Annotated in this window: 16 protein-coding genes and 1 other RNA gene; 5 read left to right on the top strand and 12 right to left on the bottom strand. The window is 50.9% G+C overall.

Annotation, left to right across the window (positions count from 1 at the left end; genetic code table 11):
• Positions 1–590: 590 nt before the first annotated feature.
• The 3 genes from FOC66_RS03840 to FOC66_RS03830 are packed head-to-tail and all read left to right on the top strand — an operon-like array spanning position 591 to position 3,519.
• Positions 591–1,370 (top strand): (Fe-S)-binding protein, encoded by a 780-nt coding sequence (locus FOC66_RS03840; RefSeq protein ID WP_003746831.1) that lies wholly within the window; start codon positions 591–593, stop codon positions 1,368–1,370.
• Positions 1,367–2,068 carry a LutC/YkgG family protein gene (locus FOC66_RS03835; protein WP_003746829.1) on the top strand — a complete coding sequence of 234 codons (702 nt, stop codon included), beginning with the start codon at positions 1,367–1,369 and terminating at the stop codon, positions 2,066–2,068. The genes FOC66_RS03840 and FOC66_RS03835 overlap by 4 nt, the downstream gene beginning before the upstream one ends.
• Entirely contained in the window at positions 2,065–3,519 is a 1,455-nt protein-coding gene (locus tag FOC66_RS03830) for a LutB/LldF family L-lactate oxidation iron-sulfur protein (protein ID WP_003746828.1), read from the top strand. Before FOC66_RS03835 ends, FOC66_RS03830 begins: the two co-directional genes overlap by 4 nt.
• A gap of 187 nt (positions 3,520–3,706) precedes the next feature.
• Here FOC66_RS03830 and FOC66_RS03825 read toward each other — a convergent pair whose 3' ends face one another.
• Complete coding sequence (locus FOC66_RS03825) at positions 3,707–7,540, bottom strand: DUF3683 domain-containing protein (RefSeq protein WP_003746826.1); 3,834 nt, start codon at positions 7,538–7,540, stop codon at positions 3,707–3,709.
• Positions 7,541–7,800: 260 nt separating this feature from the next.
• Here FOC66_RS03825 and ffs point away from each other — a divergent pair.
• Positions 7,801–7,897: signal recognition particle sRNA small type (gene ffs / locus FOC66_RS03820), an RNA gene on the top strand.
• A 120-nt stretch (positions 7,898–8,017) separates the two neighbouring features.
• Here the strand turns inward: ffs and FOC66_RS03815 are convergent.
• The 6 genes from FOC66_RS03815 to FOC66_RS03790 all read right to left on the bottom strand — a co-directional run bounded on the left by FOC66_RS03815 (position 8,018) and on the right by FOC66_RS03790 (position 13,103).
• Positions 8,018–9,235 (bottom strand): uracil-xanthine permease family protein, encoded by a 1,218-nt coding sequence (locus FOC66_RS03815; RefSeq protein WP_003746824.1) that lies wholly within the window; start codon positions 9,233–9,235, stop codon positions 8,018–8,020.
• 167 nt (positions 9,236–9,402) lie between these two features.
• Complete coding sequence (locus tag FOC66_RS03810) at positions 9,403–9,714, bottom strand: hypothetical protein (protein WP_003746822.1); 312 nt, start codon at positions 9,712–9,714, stop codon at positions 9,403–9,405.
• Positions 9,715–9,777: 63 nt separating this feature from the next.
• Positions 9,778–10,389, bottom strand: coding sequence for a hypothetical protein (locus tag FOC66_RS03805; RefSeq protein WP_003746820.1), 612 nt, complete (start codon positions 10,387–10,389; stop codon positions 9,778–9,780).
• Positions 10,389–11,651 (bottom strand): multifunctional CCA addition/repair protein, encoded by a 1,263-nt coding sequence (locus FOC66_RS03800; RefSeq protein ID WP_003746817.1) that lies wholly within the window; start codon positions 11,649–11,651, stop codon positions 10,389–10,391. Before FOC66_RS03800 ends, FOC66_RS03805 begins: the two co-directional genes overlap by 1 nt.
• Positions 11,652–11,726: 75 nt before the next feature.
• Positions 11,727–12,668 (bottom strand): SPFH domain-containing protein, encoded by a 942-nt coding sequence (locus FOC66_RS03795; protein ID WP_003746815.1) that lies wholly within the window; start codon positions 12,666–12,668, stop codon positions 11,727–11,729.
• Between the two features lie 9 nt (positions 12,669–12,677).
• Positions 12,678–13,103 carry an NfeD family protein gene (locus tag FOC66_RS03790; RefSeq protein WP_036493673.1) on the bottom strand — a complete coding sequence of 142 codons (426 nt, stop codon included), beginning with the start codon at positions 13,101–13,103 and terminating at the stop codon, positions 12,678–12,680.
• A gap of 48 nt (positions 13,104–13,151) precedes the next feature.
• Between FOC66_RS03790 and ung the strand changes: the two genes are divergently transcribed.
• A complete protein-coding gene (gene ung / locus FOC66_RS03785) occupies positions 13,152–13,811 on the top strand; it encodes a uracil-DNA glycosylase (protein WP_003746810.1) in 660 nt (219 codons plus the stop codon).
• A 54-nt stretch (positions 13,812–13,865) separates the two neighbouring features.
• On the opposite strand, the gene FOC66_RS03780 is transcribed toward ung, so the two are convergent.
• The 5 genes from FOC66_RS03780 to FOC66_RS03760 form a co-directional block, all read right to left on the bottom strand.
• Entirely contained in the window at positions 13,866–14,939 is a 1,074-nt protein-coding gene (locus FOC66_RS03780; RefSeq protein ID WP_003746808.1) for a sulfate/molybdate ABC transporter ATP-binding protein, read from the bottom strand.
• Entirely contained in the window at positions 14,936–15,796 is an 861-nt protein-coding gene (cysW, locus tag FOC66_RS03775) for a sulfate ABC transporter permease subunit CysW (RefSeq protein WP_003746805.1), read from the bottom strand. The genes FOC66_RS03780 and cysW overlap by 4 nt, the downstream gene beginning before the upstream one ends.
• Positions 15,797–15,880: 84 nt before the next feature.
• Positions 15,881–16,717, bottom strand: a complete 837-nt coding sequence (gene cysT / locus FOC66_RS03770; protein ID WP_003746803.1) for a sulfate ABC transporter permease subunit CysT — start codon at positions 16,715–16,717, stop codon at positions 15,881–15,883.
• A 160-nt stretch (positions 16,718–16,877) separates the two neighbouring features.
• Complete coding sequence (locus FOC66_RS03765; protein ID WP_003746801.1) at positions 16,878–17,327, bottom strand: DUF4124 domain-containing protein; 450 nt, start codon at positions 17,325–17,327, stop codon at positions 16,878–16,880.
• Positions 17,328–17,340: 13 nt separating this feature from the next.
• Positions 17,341–17,535 carry a hypothetical protein gene (locus FOC66_RS03760; protein ID WP_036493670.1) on the bottom strand — a complete coding sequence of 65 codons (195 nt, stop codon included), beginning with the start codon at positions 17,533–17,535 and terminating at the stop codon, positions 17,341–17,343.
• Between the last annotated feature and the right edge of the window lie 37 nt (positions 17,536–17,572).

The raw sequence follows: 17,572 nt of genomic DNA, 5'->3' as shown, positions 1-17,572 counted from the left end.
GGGCGGCCAAGACTGTAATTTTGCGTCAAGAAACTGCCTCAATGATACTGGAAGTGCTTGAGTGTGCATAGGGTTTTCAAGGTTATTGAACAGGATTTTTCAAGTGTTTGATTTTGATTGAAAGTAAGGTTGAATAAAAAGAATATGGCCTTTAGCCGCAGTCATGTTTCAGACGGCCTGAACTTTTAAGAAAAACTTTTATTTTTATTGCCTTAGATATCCTTTATTCTCATATGGCCGTCTGAAACATAAGCACGGCATAGAGGGTCATCTGTCTTCTCGAAATTTGGGAAATATCGATTATTTTCATGACTTCTGATGTAAATCAAGATTGTATGGTTGGCAGAGTATCTTATTGCAAAGAAGAAACTCAAAAAGATACTTGTTTATTATTGAATGAATCCATGATCTATCTTATTGATAGTGGTTATTATGTAGATTATCAAGTTAATAAGGGAAAGCCCTCTGTCTGATTTGTCATGCTTGTTTAATATTATTTTTTAAAATTAGACTTGACCCGTTACAAGCAATTACTTAAAGTATCCATCTTAATTTTTACACAAGAAAACGGGTTGTCCCGTTCCAAAAAGATGAGCGCAATCAAACCACCACAAATCACTGTATACGACAGCAAGCCGACCGATGTTTATTTCTTCGGTACTTGCGTTCTCGACATCTTCATGCCGGAAGCGGGTATGGATGCCATTACCTTAATCGAACAACAAGGCATCCGCGTCCATTATCCAATGGAGCAAAGCTGCTGCGGCCAACCTGCCTATTCGTCCGGCCATCCGAAAGAAGCTTTTGACGTAGCCAAAGCCCAATTGGATTTATTCCCGGAAAATTGGCCGATTGTCGTACCGTCCGGTTCTTGCGGCGGCATGATGAAACACCACTGGCCGACTTTGTTCAAAGGTACCGAGTACGAACAAAAAGCCATTGATTGCGCCAACCGTATCATTGAATTTACCCACTTCCTGCTGGCCATCGGCTACAAACCTGAAGATAAAGGCAAGCCGGTTAAAGTGGCCGTTCATACTTCTTGCGCGGCGCGTCGTGAGATGAATGTCCATTTGTCAGGCTGGCAGCTGATTGACGGCATGGAAAATGTCGAGCGTATCGTTCATGACCATGAAAGCGAGTGTTGCGGTTTTGGCGGTACATTCTCTGTCAAACAAGCAGATATTTCCGGCGCGATGGTAACCGACAAAGTCGCAGCCCTGAAAGAAACCGGTGCAACTGAAATCATCAGCGCGGACTGCGGCTGCATGATGAATATCGGCGGCAAAATCGCTAAAGACGAACCGAATATGCCACGTCCGAAACATATTGCATCCTTCCTGTTGGAGCGTACCGGAGGTAAAGCATGAGCGCGCGCGAAAATATTTTGGCGAAATTGAAAAAAGCCGATGCCTTACCGATGGAAGAGCCGCCGGTTTTCGATTATTACCGTGAAATGGGCGTATCTTGGGCAAACGATGTCGAACGCTTGAAACATTGGGCGGCTGCCATGCGTGCCGTCAAAACAGAAATCTATTGGGTTACCAAAACCAATTGGCCACAAGTATTCCGCCAAGCAGCCGAAGGCAAAGGCTTGAAAAATATTCTATTGCCATTGGAAACAGAACACGGCCAGCTGGCTCGTGCAGCTTTGGCCGATACCGATATTGAACCGCGCGGTTTTGAGCGAAAAATTGACGACTGGAAAAACGAATTCTTTGCCGATATTGAGGCCGGATTTAGCGGCTCTAAATGCGGTATTGCCCGTACCGGCACGATTATGCTGGAGTCCAGTCCTCTGGAGCCGCGCAGTTTAAGTTTGGTTCCTCCTGTGCATTTCTGCCTGTTTGACACCAGCAAAATGTACAACGAATTCCACAATGCTGTTGAAGGCGAAAAACTGGTAGAAAAAGGTATGCCTACCAACGTTATTTTGATTTCCGGCCCGTCTAAGACTGCCGATATTCAATTGACTTTGGCCTATGGTGCACACGGCCCGCGTGATTTGGTGGTTTTGGCCGTTCTGCCTGATCATATTTCCCCTGCCGTTTTGGAGGAAAAAGCATGAGTTCCCAAACCATTAAATTCCATATGAAGCCGGAAACGTTCAAGCAAAACGCCGCGATTTCTTTGCAAGACAAGCCTTTGCGTAAAAGCTTGCGTACGGCGATGGATATGCTGATGACCAAGCGCAAAGCCGTTTTGACAGATGAAGAAGAGCTGCAAAGCCTGCGTGACCTGTGTGAGCATGTCCGTCAACGTTCTTTGTCCAAATTGCCTGCATTATTGGAACAATTAGAAGCAAACCTGACCAAGTTGGGCGTTAAAGTCCACTGGGCGGAAACACCGGCCGAAGCCTGCCAAATCATTCATAACATCATTACCGATAAAAACGGCAAGCTGATGGTGAAAGGCAAATCTATGGTCAGCGAAGAAATCGAGCTGAACCATTATCTGCAAGACCGGGGCATCAAAGCGGTTGAAAGCGACTTGGGCGAGTTTATCGTACAAATGGCCGGCGAGAAACCAACCCATATCGTGATGCCTGCCATTCACAAGACCAAAGAGCAGGTGAGCGAACTTTTCCATCAAAACCTCGGCACGCCGTTAACTGACGACGTGGACCAACTGACCGGCTTCGCCCGTAAAGCACTGCGCGATATTTACAGCACTGCCGACGTCGGTTTGAGCGGCGTAAACTTCGCCGTTGCTGAAACAGGCACTTTGTGTCTGGTTGAAAACGAAGGCAACGGCCGCTTGAGTACCACTGTACCGCCTGTGCACATCGCCATTACCGGTATTGAAAAAGTGGTTGCGAAACTGTCGGATGTGCCGCCTTTGTACAGCCTGTTGCCACGCTCCGCCATTGGTCAGAACATTACCACTTATTTCAATATGATTACCGGACCTCGCCGTAGCGAAGAACTGGACGGTCCTCAAGAAATGCACTTGGTTCTGCTCGACAACGGCCGTAGCCAAGCGTATGCAGAAGATCAAATGCGCCGTACCTTGCAATGTATCCGTTGTGGCGCGTGTATGAACCACTGTCCGGTTTATACCCGTATCGGTGGCGCGGCTTACGGCACGACTTATCCTGGCCCGATTGGCGAGATTATCTCTCCGCATTTGTTGGGCTTGGATGCGACACGCGATCTGCCGACTGCGTGTACCATGTGCGGCGCGTGTGTCGAAGTTTGCCCGGTACGCATTCCGATTACCGAACAAATGCAACGTCTGCGCGTTGAAGCACAACGTTCGCCAACAGAAGCCGTTCCTCATCCTATCCGTGGTCAAGGCGCATCGCATACTTTCGGCGAACAAATGGCATGGCGTACGTTTAACGGTATTTTCAGTGGCAGTAAAGCTTATCGAGCATTCGGTTGGGCGGCTACCAAATTCCGTGCATTGACGCCAAGCAAGCAGTTAAGCTGGACCAATAACCATGTTCCGATGAAACCTGCCAAGCAAACATTGCATGAGATGATGGCAGAAAGAAAACGTCAGCAAGAAAAAGCATAAGGCTTGAAAATAAAACCTGAGGGATAAATGCCTCAGGTTTTGTTTTTTATTGAATGCCGCTGGTGTGGCATCGCTATTTTTAAAAGCGATTGATTTGATTGTTTTATCTTGATTCTTTTGAATAAAGAGGCCGTCTGAAAGATTTTCAGACGGCCTTTATTATAGCCCAAAGTTTTTGTCTAAGTCCTTAGAGCAACACTTTCTCCACGCCGCCGTTGTTGGCTTTTTTTACGAACTCGTCCAGCCAGTTTTCGCCGAGAATATGTTTCGCCATTTCGATGACGATGTAGTCGGCGGGCATGTCGTTGTCGTCGGTGTAGCGGCTCAGGCCTTGCAGGCAGGCGGGGCAGGTGGTGAGCATTTTGACGGGTTCGCCTTGTGGCAGCTCTTTGAGGTTTTTCTCGATTTCTTCCTGTTTGCGGAATTTGACTTGTGTGGCGATGTCGGGGCGTTTGACGGCGAACATGCCGGATTCGCCGCAGCAGCGGTCGCTTAAGACGACTTTCTGTCCCATCAGGCTGCTGGCCATTTGGGTGGCGTTCATGGTTTTGATTGGGGTATGGCAAGGGTCGTGGTAGAGGTATTGCTGACCTTTCACGCCGTTCAGTTTCACGCCTTTTTCGAGCAGGTATTCGTGGATGTCGATGATGCGGCAGCCGGGGAAGATTTCTTCGAAGCGGTATTTTTCGAGCTGGTCGTAGCAGGTACCGCAACTGACGACGACGGTTTTGATGTCGAGGTAGTTGAGGGTGTTCGCCATACGGTGGAAGGCGACGCGGTTGTTGGTGCTCATTTGCTCGGCTTTTGCCTTGTTGCCGCCTGCGTCCTGCGGATAGCCGCAACACATATAGCCGGGCGGCAGGACGGTTTGTACGCCGACGTGCCAGAGCATGGCTTGGACGGCGAGTCCGATTTGGCTGAACAGGCGCTCAGAGCCGCAGCCGGGGAAGTAGAACACGGCTTCGGCATCTTCCGGAGAAGCCGGATTGCGGATGATGGGGATGCTTTTGTCGTCTTCGATGCCGAGCATGGAGCGCGGTGTTTTGGCGGGCACGCTTTTGGGCAAAGGACGGTTGATGAAGTGGATGATTTGTTCTTTGATTGGGGCGGTACCAACCGTGGCTTTGGGTTCGGCTTTTTGTTTTTTGGTGCCGACGGGCAGGAGTTTGCCGATTTTGTAGGCGAAGTTCTGCGCGGGGAAGCCGGTCTGTATCATGGCGGCGCGCAGGGCTTTGATGGTTTTCGGGCCGGTGGCGTTCAGAAATGCCATGCCCATCGATGCGGCGGGTGCGAAACGTTTGTGGCCGGAATCGGCAAGGTAGTTGCGGATGGCTACGGTTACGTCGCCGAAGTCGATGTTGACGGGGCAGGGTTTGACGCAGCGGTGGCACACGGTGCAGTGGTCGCCGATGTCCGTGAGTTCTTCAAAGTGTTTGATGGAAACGCCGCGGCGGGTTTGTTCTTCGTATAAGAAGGCTTCGGTCAACAGCCCCACGCCGAGGATTTTGTTGCGCGGACTGTACAGCAGGTTGGCGCGCGGAACGTGGGTGGAGCAGACGGGTTTGCATTTGCCGCAACGCAGGCAGTCTTTGATGGAATCGGCGATGGTGCCGAGGTCTGATTTTTCCATAATCAGCGATTCCGCACCCAACAGTTCGAACGACGGCGTGTAGGCGTTGCGTAAGTCTGAGCCTTTCATCAATTTGTGACGGTTGAAGGTGTGTTTGGGATCGACTTGGTTTTTGTAGTTCCAAAACGGCTGCAAGTCTTCATCGGTCAGAAATTCGAGCTTGGTGATGCCGATGCCGTGTTCGCCGGAAATCACACCGCCGAGCGAGCGGGCGAGTTTCATGATGCGTTCGACCGAACGGTAGGCGGTCTGAAGCATTTGGGCGTCGTCTGAATTGACGGGGATGTTGGTGTGGACGTTGCCGTCGCCGGCGTGCATGTGCAGGGCGACGAAGACTCTGCCACGCACGGTTTTGGCGTGGATTTTGCCCAAACCTTCGATGATTTTGGTGTCGGTTTTGCCGCTGAAGATTTCGGCGAGTGGTTTCATTACGTCTTCTTTGACGGACACGCGCAGGCGGAAATCGCGGAATGCGGTGAAACAGCTCTCGTCGTCTTTGGCTTCGGGCGCGGCATGGACGGCTGCGCCGTAGCGGGCTTTATAGTCGGCAAGCGGCGTGTCCAGATGGGCGAGCAACCAGTCCCAACGTTCTTTGACGGCGGAAACGTGGGCAAGGGCGTGTTTGCCGCGTTCGCCTAAAAGTTCGGTGGTCGGCAGGTCCGTGCCCATTTTGTCGATGGGGAGTTTGCCGGACAGATATTGCTCTAATTCAGCACAGAGTTTGAGTTTGTTTTGGATGGAAAGTTCGATGTTGATGCGTTCGATACCGTCCGAATACTCGCCCAGCCTCTCCAGCGGAATCACCACGTCTTCGTTGATTTTAAAGGCGTTGGTGTGCTTGGCGATGGCGGCGGTACGGCTGCGGTCGAGCCAGAAGGTTTTGCGCGCTTCGGGCGACACGGCGATAAAGCCTTCGCCGTCACGGGCGCGGGCAAGTTCGCAGATGTGTTCGGCGGCTGCCTGCACAGCGGCTTCGTCGTCTGAAACCACGTCCGCCAGTAAGACCATTTTCGGCCGCCCTTTACCTGCCGCTTTGGTGGCGTAGCCGACGGCGCGGACATAACGCCAGTCCAAATGTTCCAAACCTGCCAGCCGCACGCTGTCGTGGGCGAGCAGGAAATCGCGGATTTCAACGATAGAAGGCGTGGCGGTGGCGACCGTACCGAAAAACTCCATACACACGGTGCGCGTGTATTTCGGCATTTTGTGCAACACGAAGGCAACGCTGGTGATGATGCCATCCGTGCCTTCTTTTTGCACGCCGGGCAGGCCGCTCAAGAATTTGTCGGTAACGTCTTTGCCCAAACCGACTTTGCGGAATTTGTGGCCGGGGATTTCCAAGCGTTCGGTTTTAACGATATTGAGGCCGTCTGAATCTAACGTGTGAACGTCAAAGACTGCGGTTTCTTCGTCGTGGATTTTGCCGAAATTGTGGCGCACGCGCTCGATGCGCAGCCATTCGCCCTGCGGGTTGACCATCTGCCAATAGGCGAGGTTGTCCAACGCCGTCCCCCACAGCACGGCTTTTTTGCCGCCCGCGTTCATCGCCACATTGCCGCCCACGCAGGACGCATCGGCGGAAGTCGGATCGACGGCGAACACCAAACCCGCCTGATGCGCGGTTTCTTCCACCCGCCGCGTTACCACGCCCGCGCCGCAATGGATAATCGGATGTTTGCCGTTTAAACCCGCCAGTTCGACAAATTCCACGCCGCGATGCTTGTCCAGCTTTTCCGTATTGATAACCGCGCTGTTTGCATCCAAAGGCACGGCGCCGCCGGTATAACCCGTGCCGCCGCCGCGTGGGATAATGACCAAATCCAGCTCGATTAAGGCGCGCACTAAAGGCGCGATTTCCGCCTCTGTGTCGGGATTGACGACGACAAACGGATATTCGACGCGCCAGTCGGTCGCATCGGTAACGTGCGTTACCCGCGCCAGCCCGTCAAACATAATATTGTGCGGCTTGGTGATTTTGCTCAAACGCTCTAAAATCTGCCGCCGCTTTTGGCGCGTTTCGTCAAAACTGCCGTCAAAACGTTCGACCGCCTTTTCTGCCGCCGCAACCAATAGATCGACTTGCGGATTGTCGTCACGGCGTTTGCGGATTTCGTTCAAACGGTGGCGCATTTCCCGCACCAGCGCGGCACGGCGTTTCGGGTGCTCCAGCAAATCATCGACCAGATACGGATTGCGCACGACCACCCAAATATCGCCCAACACTTCAAACAACATCCGCGCCGAACGCCCCGTCCTGCGCTGTCCGCGCAAGTCCTGCAGAATCTGCCACGCTTCATCGCCCAACAGGCGGATGACGATTTCGCGGTCGGTGTAGGAAGTATAGTTGTAGGGAATTTCCCGAATACGCTGCGGGGCGGTAGTCGTGGTCATGGTTGAGTTCCGTTGATAGGTATAATGTTTTTATATTAAAGGCCGTCTGAAAAATACGATTTCTTCTTAATGGCGTGATGTGTTAATGTAGTGTAATTTTCGATATTTTTCAATGCAAAAGACGATAAACATTTCAATGCGAATGATTTTCAACTAGGTAATTTTGTTTACAATCTTGTCATGCAGATGGTTTTCAGACGGCCTGACAGATTTTATCGCTTGAGTTTTTCTGTAAAACCGCTATAATGCGTTTCTTCTACGGCGGGTCTCCCCGCATGGTAATTCGGAGCACCGGGTCAGGGGCGGAAGCCAGCAGCCCACTCTGATGAGCCAGTGCCGGGGGTTCGGCTCGCCACCTTATTCAAAAATGCCGGAGATGATTGAGTCTCCGGCATTTTTCATTATATAAAGCGTAATGATCAAAAGGCCGTCTGAAATCTCATTTTCAGACGGCCTTTGAGTTTATGAGCAAACTATTTATGCTTCTTCTGATTTTGTATTGGGCAAAACACAGTTCAGGATAATGGCCAATACGGCGCACAAACCTACACCGGCGAAGCTCAAAGTACCTACTTTGATAATCATGCCGCCGATACCGGTGGTCAATACGGAGCTGACGATAACCAGGTCTTTCGGCTGCATCAAATCGACTTTCGCATCAATCAATGTTTTGATGCCCAAAGAGGCGATAGTGCCGAACAGCAGCAACATAATGCCGCCCATAACCGGCATGGGGATCGAAGCCAAAAACGCGTTAAATTTACCGAAAAACGCCATGCAAATCGCAAAAATTGCCGCCCAAGTCATGATGACGGGGTTGCTGTTTTTGGTAATCATCACCGCGCCGGTTACTTCGCCGTAAGTGGTTACAGGAGGGCCGCCGATCAAACCGGCCACGCATACGCCCAGGCCGTCGCCGGCGAGGGTTTTGTCCAAGCCCGGGTCTTTGGTATAGTTTTTGCCGGTTACATTACCGATGGCCATAATGCCGCCGATGTGTTCAATGGCCGGGGCGATGGCAACAGGCAACATAAACAAGGCAGCCTGCCAGTTGACTTGAGGCGTTTCAAAATGAGGGACGGCAAACCAAGGAGCGTTGATGATGGTGCCGGTGTCGACCAAGCCCATGATTAAAGCCAACACATAGCCGGAAGCCACGCCGATTAGAATCGGAATCAGCTTCATCATTTTGCTGCCGAAGACAGAAACAATGACGGTTACCGCAAAGGTAAAGCCGGACAGAATCAGCGAGTCGATATAGTCGATGACCTGCTTGCCGCCTGATTGACCCATGGCCATGCTGCTGGCTGCAGCGGCCACAGACAAGCCGATTACCATAATCACGGGGCCGATAACCACGGGCGGCAACAGCTTGTGTACCGCATCCAGACCGCGCCATCTGATCAGAGCGGCAAAGACGAAGTACATGAAACCTGCCGCAAACAGACCGAACATGGTAGAAGGCAAGCCCCATTCTCCAATGGAGTAGATAATCGGTGCAATAAAGGCAAAAGAAGAGCCGAGAAAAATCGGCACTTTACGTTTGGTAACCAATTGGAACAACAACGTGCCCAAGCCTGCGCCCAATAATGCCAAAGCCGGGTTCAGTCCCGTCAGAAGCGGCACAAGCACCATAGCACCGAATGCGACAAACAAAATCTGCGCACCGGCTATCGCCGTTTTAAGCTGATTCATAAAAGCTCCGAAGAAAATTCAAACGGCGCAGATTATACTGATTTATCCTAATTGTGAACATTTATTTACAAAAGGCCGTCTGAACAGATGTAACGATGACACCTGTTCAGACGGCCTTATTCGATAGCGAATGGTTAGTAATTTATCAAAATCGATTAGGAAAATTTTTAGCCGCGTGTTTCGCGCCAAACCAGATAATCACGCAGGGGCGGCATGGGCGGATTGATGCAGTGGGGGCAGATGCCTGTGGTGTCTTCGTCGTCGCTGTCGATATGGTAGGCGTTGGGGTCAAAGCGCACCTGCTGCATCACGGCTTGCGCCAATGCCTGCGCCTGTACGACATCGAATTCAAATTTTTCCAAAATCTCATTCAATAGGCGGATTTCGCCGTCGCTGAAAGATTCGCTGTGTTTGACAATGAGGCGTTGATAATCTTCATTGCTGATTTTTTTGTGAAGTAAATCGGTCTGGATGGTCATGATTTTTATTGTTGAAATAAGATGGTCAAGATGCAGATTATAGCGGATATTGTGGTGATTGTTTTAAAGGTCGTTTTCTGGTTTGAAAAGTGTCTCTGTTTTGGCTTTTTTGGGCATTAAGCTGTTTAATTTCGAGTTAATTGCTTGGCAATCTTTGCTATAAAAAAATTCACCGATGTGTATGGTTTCCCCATGATAAACAAATGACCATGCACCTTGTTTGCTATTTGGTTTTCGTAAGGGGCTGGAGATGATGGATTTATTTCTTCTCTGGCTCAAATAATTATGTAGTGTGATTTTAGTGTTTTCTGTATTTGCATAGTTCTCATGTGGCTGCCATTGCGATATTTCTACGAGTGAAAATTTTCTACATTTTCCCAATCCAAATAGCGTGAATTGATGTGAAAGTATCCCATTTTGAACATGAATATGTTCTTGTCCAAAAAGTTGCCACAGTAAGTCATAAATACCTTGGCAAAAAAGCAGACCCAAAAATATAAGGAGTATGATATTAAATGCTGATTCAAAGTTTAAATTTGGAATGTTTGCCAATATCAATAGTAAGATTACAAGATCTCTACAAGTTAATAGAAGTTTGAGGCGGTTTCGAATAATTTTTGCTGACAAGGTAATTTTGCTTGGTGTTTGTTTGATTTTATAACGCGAAGATGTCATCAATAGCCTCCTAATTTGTCCGCCTGATACGCTTTTTGCAGCGGTGTAATTTGCGCCAAGCGGGCATGATCGATGTGTTCGGTAATTAAATGGGCCTTGCCTTGTGCGCGGCACTCGGCGGCGATTTTGCCTGCATTTACTTGGTTGGCAGCTTCAAGTAAAGCCAGCCAGTGTTCGCGTTGCGGATAGGGGGTGGCTTCAAGGTTCAGACGGCCTTGTTTGTCGGCCATGCAGACGTTTAAGGCTGTCTGAAAACGTTCTGGGCGGCGGAATGCGTCGGTTTTTTTCAAAACCTTCAAAATGGTTTTGCTTTTGAACTGCCCGACTTGGTGGAACATGATGTGCCAGCGGCAGACGAGTTCGGCAAGCTCGGCGCAGTGTTTGGGCGCGCGCAGGCGTTGATTGACTTCGCGGACGGGTTCGACACCATTGATGTCGTGTTCGTAGTGTTTCGGCAGGATATCGGCCGGTGTTTTTGCCTTGCCCAAGTCGTGCAATAAGGCGGCATAGCGTTCGGCGAGGGACAGATTCATTTCGGCGGCCCGTTGTACAACCATCAGTGTATGGATACCGCTGTCGATTTCGGGATGATAGTCGGCGCGTTGCGGTACGCCGAAAAGGGCGTCAAGCTCGGGCAGCAAGACTTTGAGTGCGCCGCATTCGCGTAAAACTTCAATCATTTTGCGCGGGTTTTTCTCCATCAAGCCTTTGGCCAATTCCTGCCAGACGCGTTCGGCAACCAAGGCATCCGCTTCGCCGTTTTCTACCATTTGCCGCATCAGCGACATGGTTTCATCGGCAATTTGAAACCCATAACGCGCGGCAAAACGGGCGATACGCAAAATACGCACGGGATCTTCGGCAAAGGCGGGCGAAACGTGGCGCAGGATGCCGTCCGCTAAGTCTTGTTGTCCGCCAAAGGGATCGATGATCGTGCCGTCTGAATCCTGAGCCATGGCATTGATGGTCAGGTCGCGGCGCATCAGGTCTTGTTCCAGCGTAACGTCTTTATCGGCATGAAAGCTGAATCCGGCATAGCCTTTGGCGGTTTTGCGCTCGGTACGGGCGAGGGCGTATTCTTCGTGGCTGTCCGGATGGAGAAAGACGGGAAAATCCTTGCCGACAGGTTGATAGCCTTGAGCCAACATGGTTTGCGCATCTGCACCGACGATCACCCAGTCGCGGTCTTTGACGGGCAGGCCTAAAAGATGGTCGCGGACGGCGCCGCCGACAAGATAGGTTTTTATGGTTTGTGTATTCATATAAAAATTGAACGATATAAAAAGGCCGTCTGAAAAGCCGTATTGGTTTTTCAGACGGCCTGATTCAGAATGCTATTATGACGCTTTAGGCTTGTTGCCGTCGATGATTTTCAAACCGGCGGAGACCAAGCTGCCGATGTCGGCAACGTTGGCAGGCATAATCAGCGTGTTGCTTTCTTTAGCCAAATTGCTGAAGGCGGCAACGTATTGCTCGGCAACTTTCAGGTTAACGGCTTCAGCACCGCCCTCGGAGCGGACAGCCTCGGCGATTTTGCGGATGGCGTCGGCGTTGGCTTCGGCTTCACCTTGTGCGCGGTTGATGCGGGCGATTTTTTCACCGTTTGATGCGTTGATGGCGGCTTGCGCTTCACCTTCGGATTGTTGGATTTCTGCTTCGCGCTGACCGCTGGCAAGGTTGATCTGCTCGATTTTACGGCCTTCGGATTCGGCAATGCGCGCGCGTTTTTCACGTTCGGCGGTAATTTGTGCCTGCATTGAGCGGAGGATTTCTTGCGGAGGAACCAAGTCTTTGATTTCGTAACGCAAGACTTTCACGCCCCATGCGCCTGCCGCTTCGTCCAAAGCAGCAACAACAATGCTGTTGATTTCGTCGCGTTCTTCAAAGGTTTTATCCAATTCCATACGGCCGATGACAGAGCGCAAAGTTGTCTGTGCAAGCTGGGTAATCGCCATGATGTAGTTGCTGGAACCATATGAAGCGAGTTTAGGATCGGTAACTTGGAAGTAGATAATGCCGTCCACGGTCAGCTGGGTGTTGTCGCGGGTAATACAGACTTGGCTGGGAACATCCAAAGGAACTTCTTTCAGCGAATGACGATAGGCGACACGGTCGATAAATGGGATAAGGATGTTCAGGCCTGCAGTCAGCGCTTTGTGAAAACGGCCTAATCGTTCGACTACATAAACTTCCTGTTGCGGTACAACGATAAAGGATTTGAAACCAAAAACAACAACAACGATGAGGATGAGGACGGGGAGGCTGAGCAGAAATTCCATAATGTTTCCTTATGATGATGGTTGGGAGAGTGTGCGGATAATCAGAAGATTACCGTTTTTGGCAGTAATGACTGCGCTTGAGGCCGTCTGAAAAGTATCTTGAGGCCGTTCGGCTTGTGCTTGCCAGTGTGTACCGCGGTAGGCGACTTCGTAAATATTGTCATGCAGGTGGCGTAGGATACGGACGTTTTGCCCAATATCCAAATCATCGTTGAGAGCTTGGGGAGTCAAGCGGTTTTTCAGACGGCCGTGTACCAGCCAGATACTGAGTGCGCTGATGATGGCGGCGGTCAAAACGGCGGTAGAGAAGTGTCCGCTTAATCCGTACATGATGCCGGCGGCGGCCAGCGCTACGCTGACAACCAAAAGATAAACCGTTCCGATAAACAATTCGACAATCAGAACAACGGTGGCGGCAACAAACCATATCGTTATGCGGCATATCCTTTATAATAAGTCCATTCAAAAACGGAGCGGCAAATAATGCAAACTTGGCACGAGGCGATTGGTACGGAAAAAGAAAAGGCGTATTTTCAAACGATTTTGGAGAAGGTTCGCCACGAAAGGCAGGCGGGGATAACCGTTTATCCGCCTGAGCGCGATGTATTCAATGCCTTTCGGACGACAGAGTTCGGAAGTGTAAAGGTTGTGATTTTGGGGCAAGACCCGTATCACGGCGCGGGTCAGGCGCATGGTTTGGCGTTTTCCGTGCAACCCGAAATTGCGGTGCCGCCGTCGTTGGTCAATATTTATAAAGAGCTGGCGACGGATATTGAGGGATTTCAGATTCCGCAACACGGCTATTTGCAGCATTGGGCGGAACAGGGCGTATTGCTGTTGAACACGGTGTTGACTGTCCGTGCCGGTGTGGCGCATTCCCATGCGACATTCGGTTGGGAGGCGTTTACCGATGAAGTCATCCGACAATTGGATAAGGAGCGCGAGCATTTAGTCTTTATGTTGTGGGGCAGCCATGCGCAGAAGAAAGGCGCGTTTATCGACCGCAACCGTCATTTGGTGCTGACCGCGCCACATCCTTCGCCCTTGTCGGCGTATCGCGGCTTTTTCGGCTGCAAACATTTTTCGCAGGCAAACGCTTATTTGCAGGCAAATGGTTTAGAGCCGATTGATTGGCAGGTTTAAATAAGCTGAAAGGCCGTCTGAAAGCAGATTTTCAGACGGCCTTATGATTTGGTCTCAAATCGAATATTCAATCAGCTCGTTTTGAGAAAAGACATAAACCTGTTTCGGAATCAGATTTAATTCTTTGCCTTCGGCGATTTGGTAACGCGCAGCATCGCTGCCAGCCAGCGTGATATGCACGTCTTGTTTGTCGTGCTTCACCAGAATATGCGTCAATGCGCCGACGGCGTGGATTTTTTCGATTTTGGCACGAATCATCGGCGTTTCGTTTTCGGCGGCAAGCTGCCATTCGTGCGGGCGGATATAGCCGATGGCGGTTTGTTCCTGCCATTTGTATTGCGCATCCAATTTCCATTCGAAGCCGTGGTAGTGCCAGATGCCTTTTTCGATGCGTCCTTCAAATGCGTCGGTTTCGCCGAGGAACTCGGTAACGAAGGCGTTTTCGGGTTTGCGGTAAATGGCTTCGGCGCTGCCGGTTTGTTCGATTTGGCCGTGGTTCATGACGACGATTTCGTCGGAAACTTCGAGGGCTTCTTCTTGGTCGTGCGTCACCAGAATGCTGGTTACGCCTAGGTTGTGATGGATGTCGCGTAGCCAGGTGCGTAATTCTTTGCGCACTTTGGCATCCAGCGCGCCGAAGGGTTCGTCCAAAAGCAGGAGTTTCGGTTCGACGGCGAGGGCACGGGCAAGGGCGATGCGTTGGCGTTGGCCGCCGGAGAGCTGGTGCGGATAGGATTTTGCCAAATGCGAGAGTTGCACGAGTTTGAGCAATTCTTCGACTTTGGTGCGGATTTGTTCTTTGGACGGGCGTTCGGACTTGGGCAATACGGTCAAACCGAAGGCGACGTTGTCAAACACGTTCATGTGGCGGAAGAGGGCGTAGTGTTGGAACACGAAACCGACTTTGCGCTCGCGCACATGCTTGGCGGTGACGTCTTGGCCGTCAAAGAGGATGTCGCCGCCGTCGGCGTTTTCCAGTCCGGCGATGATGCGCAGGAGCGTGGTTTTGCCGCAGCCGGAAGGGCCGAGCAGGGAAACGAGTTTGCCGGTGGGGACGTTGAGGTTGATGTTTTTCAGCGCGTGGAAACTGCCGAAGTGTTTGTTTAAGTTTTGAATAGTGATGCTCATGCTGCGTTCCTTTCGGCGGCGGCGAGTTTTTTATCTTGTAATTTGGTAATGATGTTTTGCACCAGCAAGGTGGCCAAGGCTAAAAGTGCCAATACGCCGGAGAGGGCGAATGCGCCGGTGAAGTTGTATTCGTTGTAGAAGATTTCGACCAAAAGCGGGATGGTGTTGGTTTCGCCGCGAATGTGCCCCGATACCACGCTGACCGCGCCAAACTCGCCCATCGCGCGGGCGTTGGTAAGAATGATGCCGTAGAGCAGCGCCCATTTGATGTTGGGCAGGGTAACGCGCCAAAACATCTGCCAGCCGTTTGCGCCGAGTATCAAGGCAGCCTGTTCTTCGCTGTCGCCCTGCGCCTGCATTAAAGGAATGATTTCGCGCGCGACAAAGGGGAAAGTAACGAACAGCGTCGCCAAAATAATGCCGGGGATGGCGAAGATAATCTGTATGCCTTGCGCTTCAAGCCAGCCGCCCAACACCGTGTGTGCACCGAACAATAAGACGAACATCAAACCGGCCACCACGGGCGACACGGAAAACGGCAAATCGAGCAGGGTGGTCAGCAACTGCTTGCCGCGGAAGTCGAAACGGGTCAGCAGCCACGCCATCGCCACGCCCAATACGGCATTGATGGGAACGACAATCAGCGCGGTAATCAGCGTCAATTTGATGGCAGACCAAGCTTCGGGATCGGTCAGAGATTGCAGGTACAAATCCCAACCGCCTTTTAAGGCTTCATAGAATACGGCAACCAAAGGCACGACCAGCATCAGCAGCAGAAAGCCCAAGGCGGTAGCGGTCAGCAATACGCGCAGCCAACGCGGTTCGCTCAAATTTGGATTGGTGGAATGGGTTTTCATGGTAGGGTAGTCTCGATTTATTCTTGTATCTGTTTGGGCCGTCTGAAAAATGTTTGCTTAATGTTTCAGACGGCCTGTTGTTTGTTAAACCCTCGCTCCGGCGCGGCGGCTTAAAGTCCATTGCATGATGTTTAAAATCAGCAGGATGACAAACGAAATCATCAGCATAAACAGAGCAACGACAGACGCGCCCTGAGCATCGTATTGCTCCAGTTTGCCGGTAATAATCAAGGGTAGGATTTCAGACACCATTGGAATATTGCCTGCGATAAAGATAACCGAGCCGTATTCGCCGGTAGAGCGGGCAAACATCATGCCTGCACCGGTCAACAGTGCCGGTGTGATTTCAGGCAAAAGGACGCGGCGGAACGTAGTCCAACGACTTGCGCCCAAAGTTGCCGCCGCTTCTTCATACTCGCCCGACAATTCTTCCAATACCGGCTGCACGGCGCGGACGATAAAGGGCAGGCTGACGACAATCAGCGCAATCCAGATGCCGGTAGGCGTAAAGGCGATTTTGATGCCCAAAGGCTCGAAAAAACGGCCTATCCAGCCATTGGGCGCATATAGGGTTGCCAACGCAATGCCTGTTACCGCTGTCGGCAGCGCAAACGGCAAATCGACCAAAGCGTTTACTAATCCTTTGCCCGGAAATTCATAGCGTACCAATACCCAGGCAACCAATGTACCGAATACGATATTGGTCAACATCGCATAAAACGACATCCGCAAGCTCAGCCAGACGGCCGCTAAGACATTGGGTTCGGTAATTGTGTTCCAAAATCCGCTCCAGCCTATTTCCGCCGCTTTGGCCGCCATCATGGCAAACGGCAAAACCACCAAAAGCGACAGGCATAAAACCGTCAAACCCAGGCTGAGCTTGAAACCCGGCAATACAGAAGGCGTTTTGAGTAACAACATAATGGCAACCGTCAAAATTTAATACGCGCTTACTTTAACAAGGCCGTCTGGAAACTGGAAAGAATGCTTTGTTTGGTATAAAGACGATTTTGTTATATTGAAGACATGAAAAGGCCGTCTGAACATCATATTTCAGACGGCCTTGCTGGTGTGGTAAGTATCAATAGGCAACAGGATCTTGAGAGGCAGGCTGGCGTTGCGCTGCATCGTAGTTTTCCTGAGCCGAGCGGACGGCTTTTTCCAAACCGTTGATCCGTTCGAGATAGCGGGCATAGTTGCGTTCATTGCCATAACGCACTTTTTTGCCTTCTTCCAAATTTTTCTTAGCGGTATCCAAAGCACGCTTGGCTGCGCCGACGTCAGCCGGATTGACCTGTGCGACAGCTTCTTCCGCTTGCTCGGTTTTGCTTGGGGAAGTCGGCGTTACCGGTGTTGAAACAGGCGCAGAAGTATATACGGACGGTTTGCCAATATTGCTGGCTTTGCAGTTTTTGCCGCCGGCTTGGGTATAGACTTTGCGGCCGGCAGAATCGGTACATTCAAAAATAGGCGCGGCGGAAACCGCAGTTGTCAAAGCGAGCAGTAATGTGCTGATCCAGATTTTGTTCATTTTTTATTTTTCCTTAAAACCATTTCCACCAAACAAACAAAGCCGCAATCATGATGATGTTGGCGAAGAGGATGGGTTTCCACTGTCTGGGCGCGCGCCGCAATTCGGAGCCTGAGCGCGTGCGGCGGATATAGAAAAACGGGCTGAGCAGCATGGAGGCGGCACATACCAAAATAATCACGGCGTAATAGATTTTGTGCGTTTCCATATCGTTTCTCCGTTTCAGACGGCCTAAGATGCTGACT

It is taken from the genome of Neisseria mucosa (assembly GCF_013267835.1).
GTDB lineage: Bacteria > Pseudomonadota > Gammaproteobacteria > Burkholderiales > Neisseriaceae > Neisseria.
This window is presented reverse-complemented; position numbering and strand designations above follow the sequence as displayed.

Bases quoted from the DNA above. Each gene is read 5' to 3' on its own strand.
- FOC66_RS03835 (WP_003746829.1), top strand. From the start codon at position 1,367: ATGAGCGCGCGCGAAAATATTTTGGCGAAATTGAAAAAAGCCGATGCC.
- FOC66_RS03830 (WP_003746828.1), top strand. From the start codon at position 2,065: ATGAGTTCCCAAACCATTAAATTCCATATGAAGCCGGAAACGTTCAAG.
- FOC66_RS03810 (WP_003746822.1), bottom strand. From the start codon at position 9,714: ATGACCATCCAGACCGATTTACTTCACAAAAAAATCAGCAATGAAGAT.
- cysT (WP_003746803.1), bottom strand. From the start codon at position 16,717: ATGTTGTTACTCAAAACGCCTTCTGTATTGCCGGGTTTCAAGCTCAGC.
- FOC66_RS03825 (WP_003746826.1), bottom strand. From the start codon at position 7,540: ATGACCACGACTACCGCCCCGCAGCGTATTCGGGAAATTCCCTACAAC.
- cysW (WP_003746805.1), bottom strand. From the start codon at position 15,796: ATGAAAACCCATTCCACCAATCCAAATTTGAGCGAACCGCGTTGGCTG.
- FOC66_RS03795 (WP_003746815.1), bottom strand. From the start codon at position 12,668: ATGGAATTTCTGCTCAGCCTCCCCGTCCTCATCCTCATCGTTGTTGTT.
- FOC66_RS03805 (WP_003746820.1), bottom strand. From the start codon at position 10,389: ATGACATCTTCGCGTTATAAAATCAAACAAACACCAAGCAAAATTACC.
- FOC66_RS03840 (WP_003746831.1), top strand. From the start codon at position 591: ATGAGCGCAATCAAACCACCACAAATCACTGTATACGACAGCAAGCCG.
- FOC66_RS03780 (WP_003746808.1), bottom strand. From the start codon at position 14,939: ATGAGCATCACTATTCAAAACTTAAACAAACACTTCGGCAGTTTCCAC.
- ung (WP_003746810.1), top strand. From the start codon at position 13,152: ATGCAAACTTGGCACGAGGCGATTGGTACGGAAAAAGAAAAGGCGTAT.
- FOC66_RS03815 (WP_003746824.1), bottom strand. From the start codon at position 9,235: ATGAATCAGCTTAAAACGGCGATAGCCGGTGCGCAGATTTTGTTTGTC.
- FOC66_RS03760 (WP_036493670.1), bottom strand. From the start codon at position 17,535: ATGGAAACGCACAAAATCTATTACGCCGTGATTATTTTGGTATGTGCC.
- FOC66_RS03765 (WP_003746801.1), bottom strand. From the start codon at position 17,327: ATGAACAAAATCTGGATCAGCACATTACTGCTCGCTTTGACAACTGCG.
- FOC66_RS03800 (WP_003746817.1), bottom strand. From the start codon at position 11,651: ATGAATACACAAACCATAAAAACCTATCTTGTCGGCGGCGCCGTCCGC.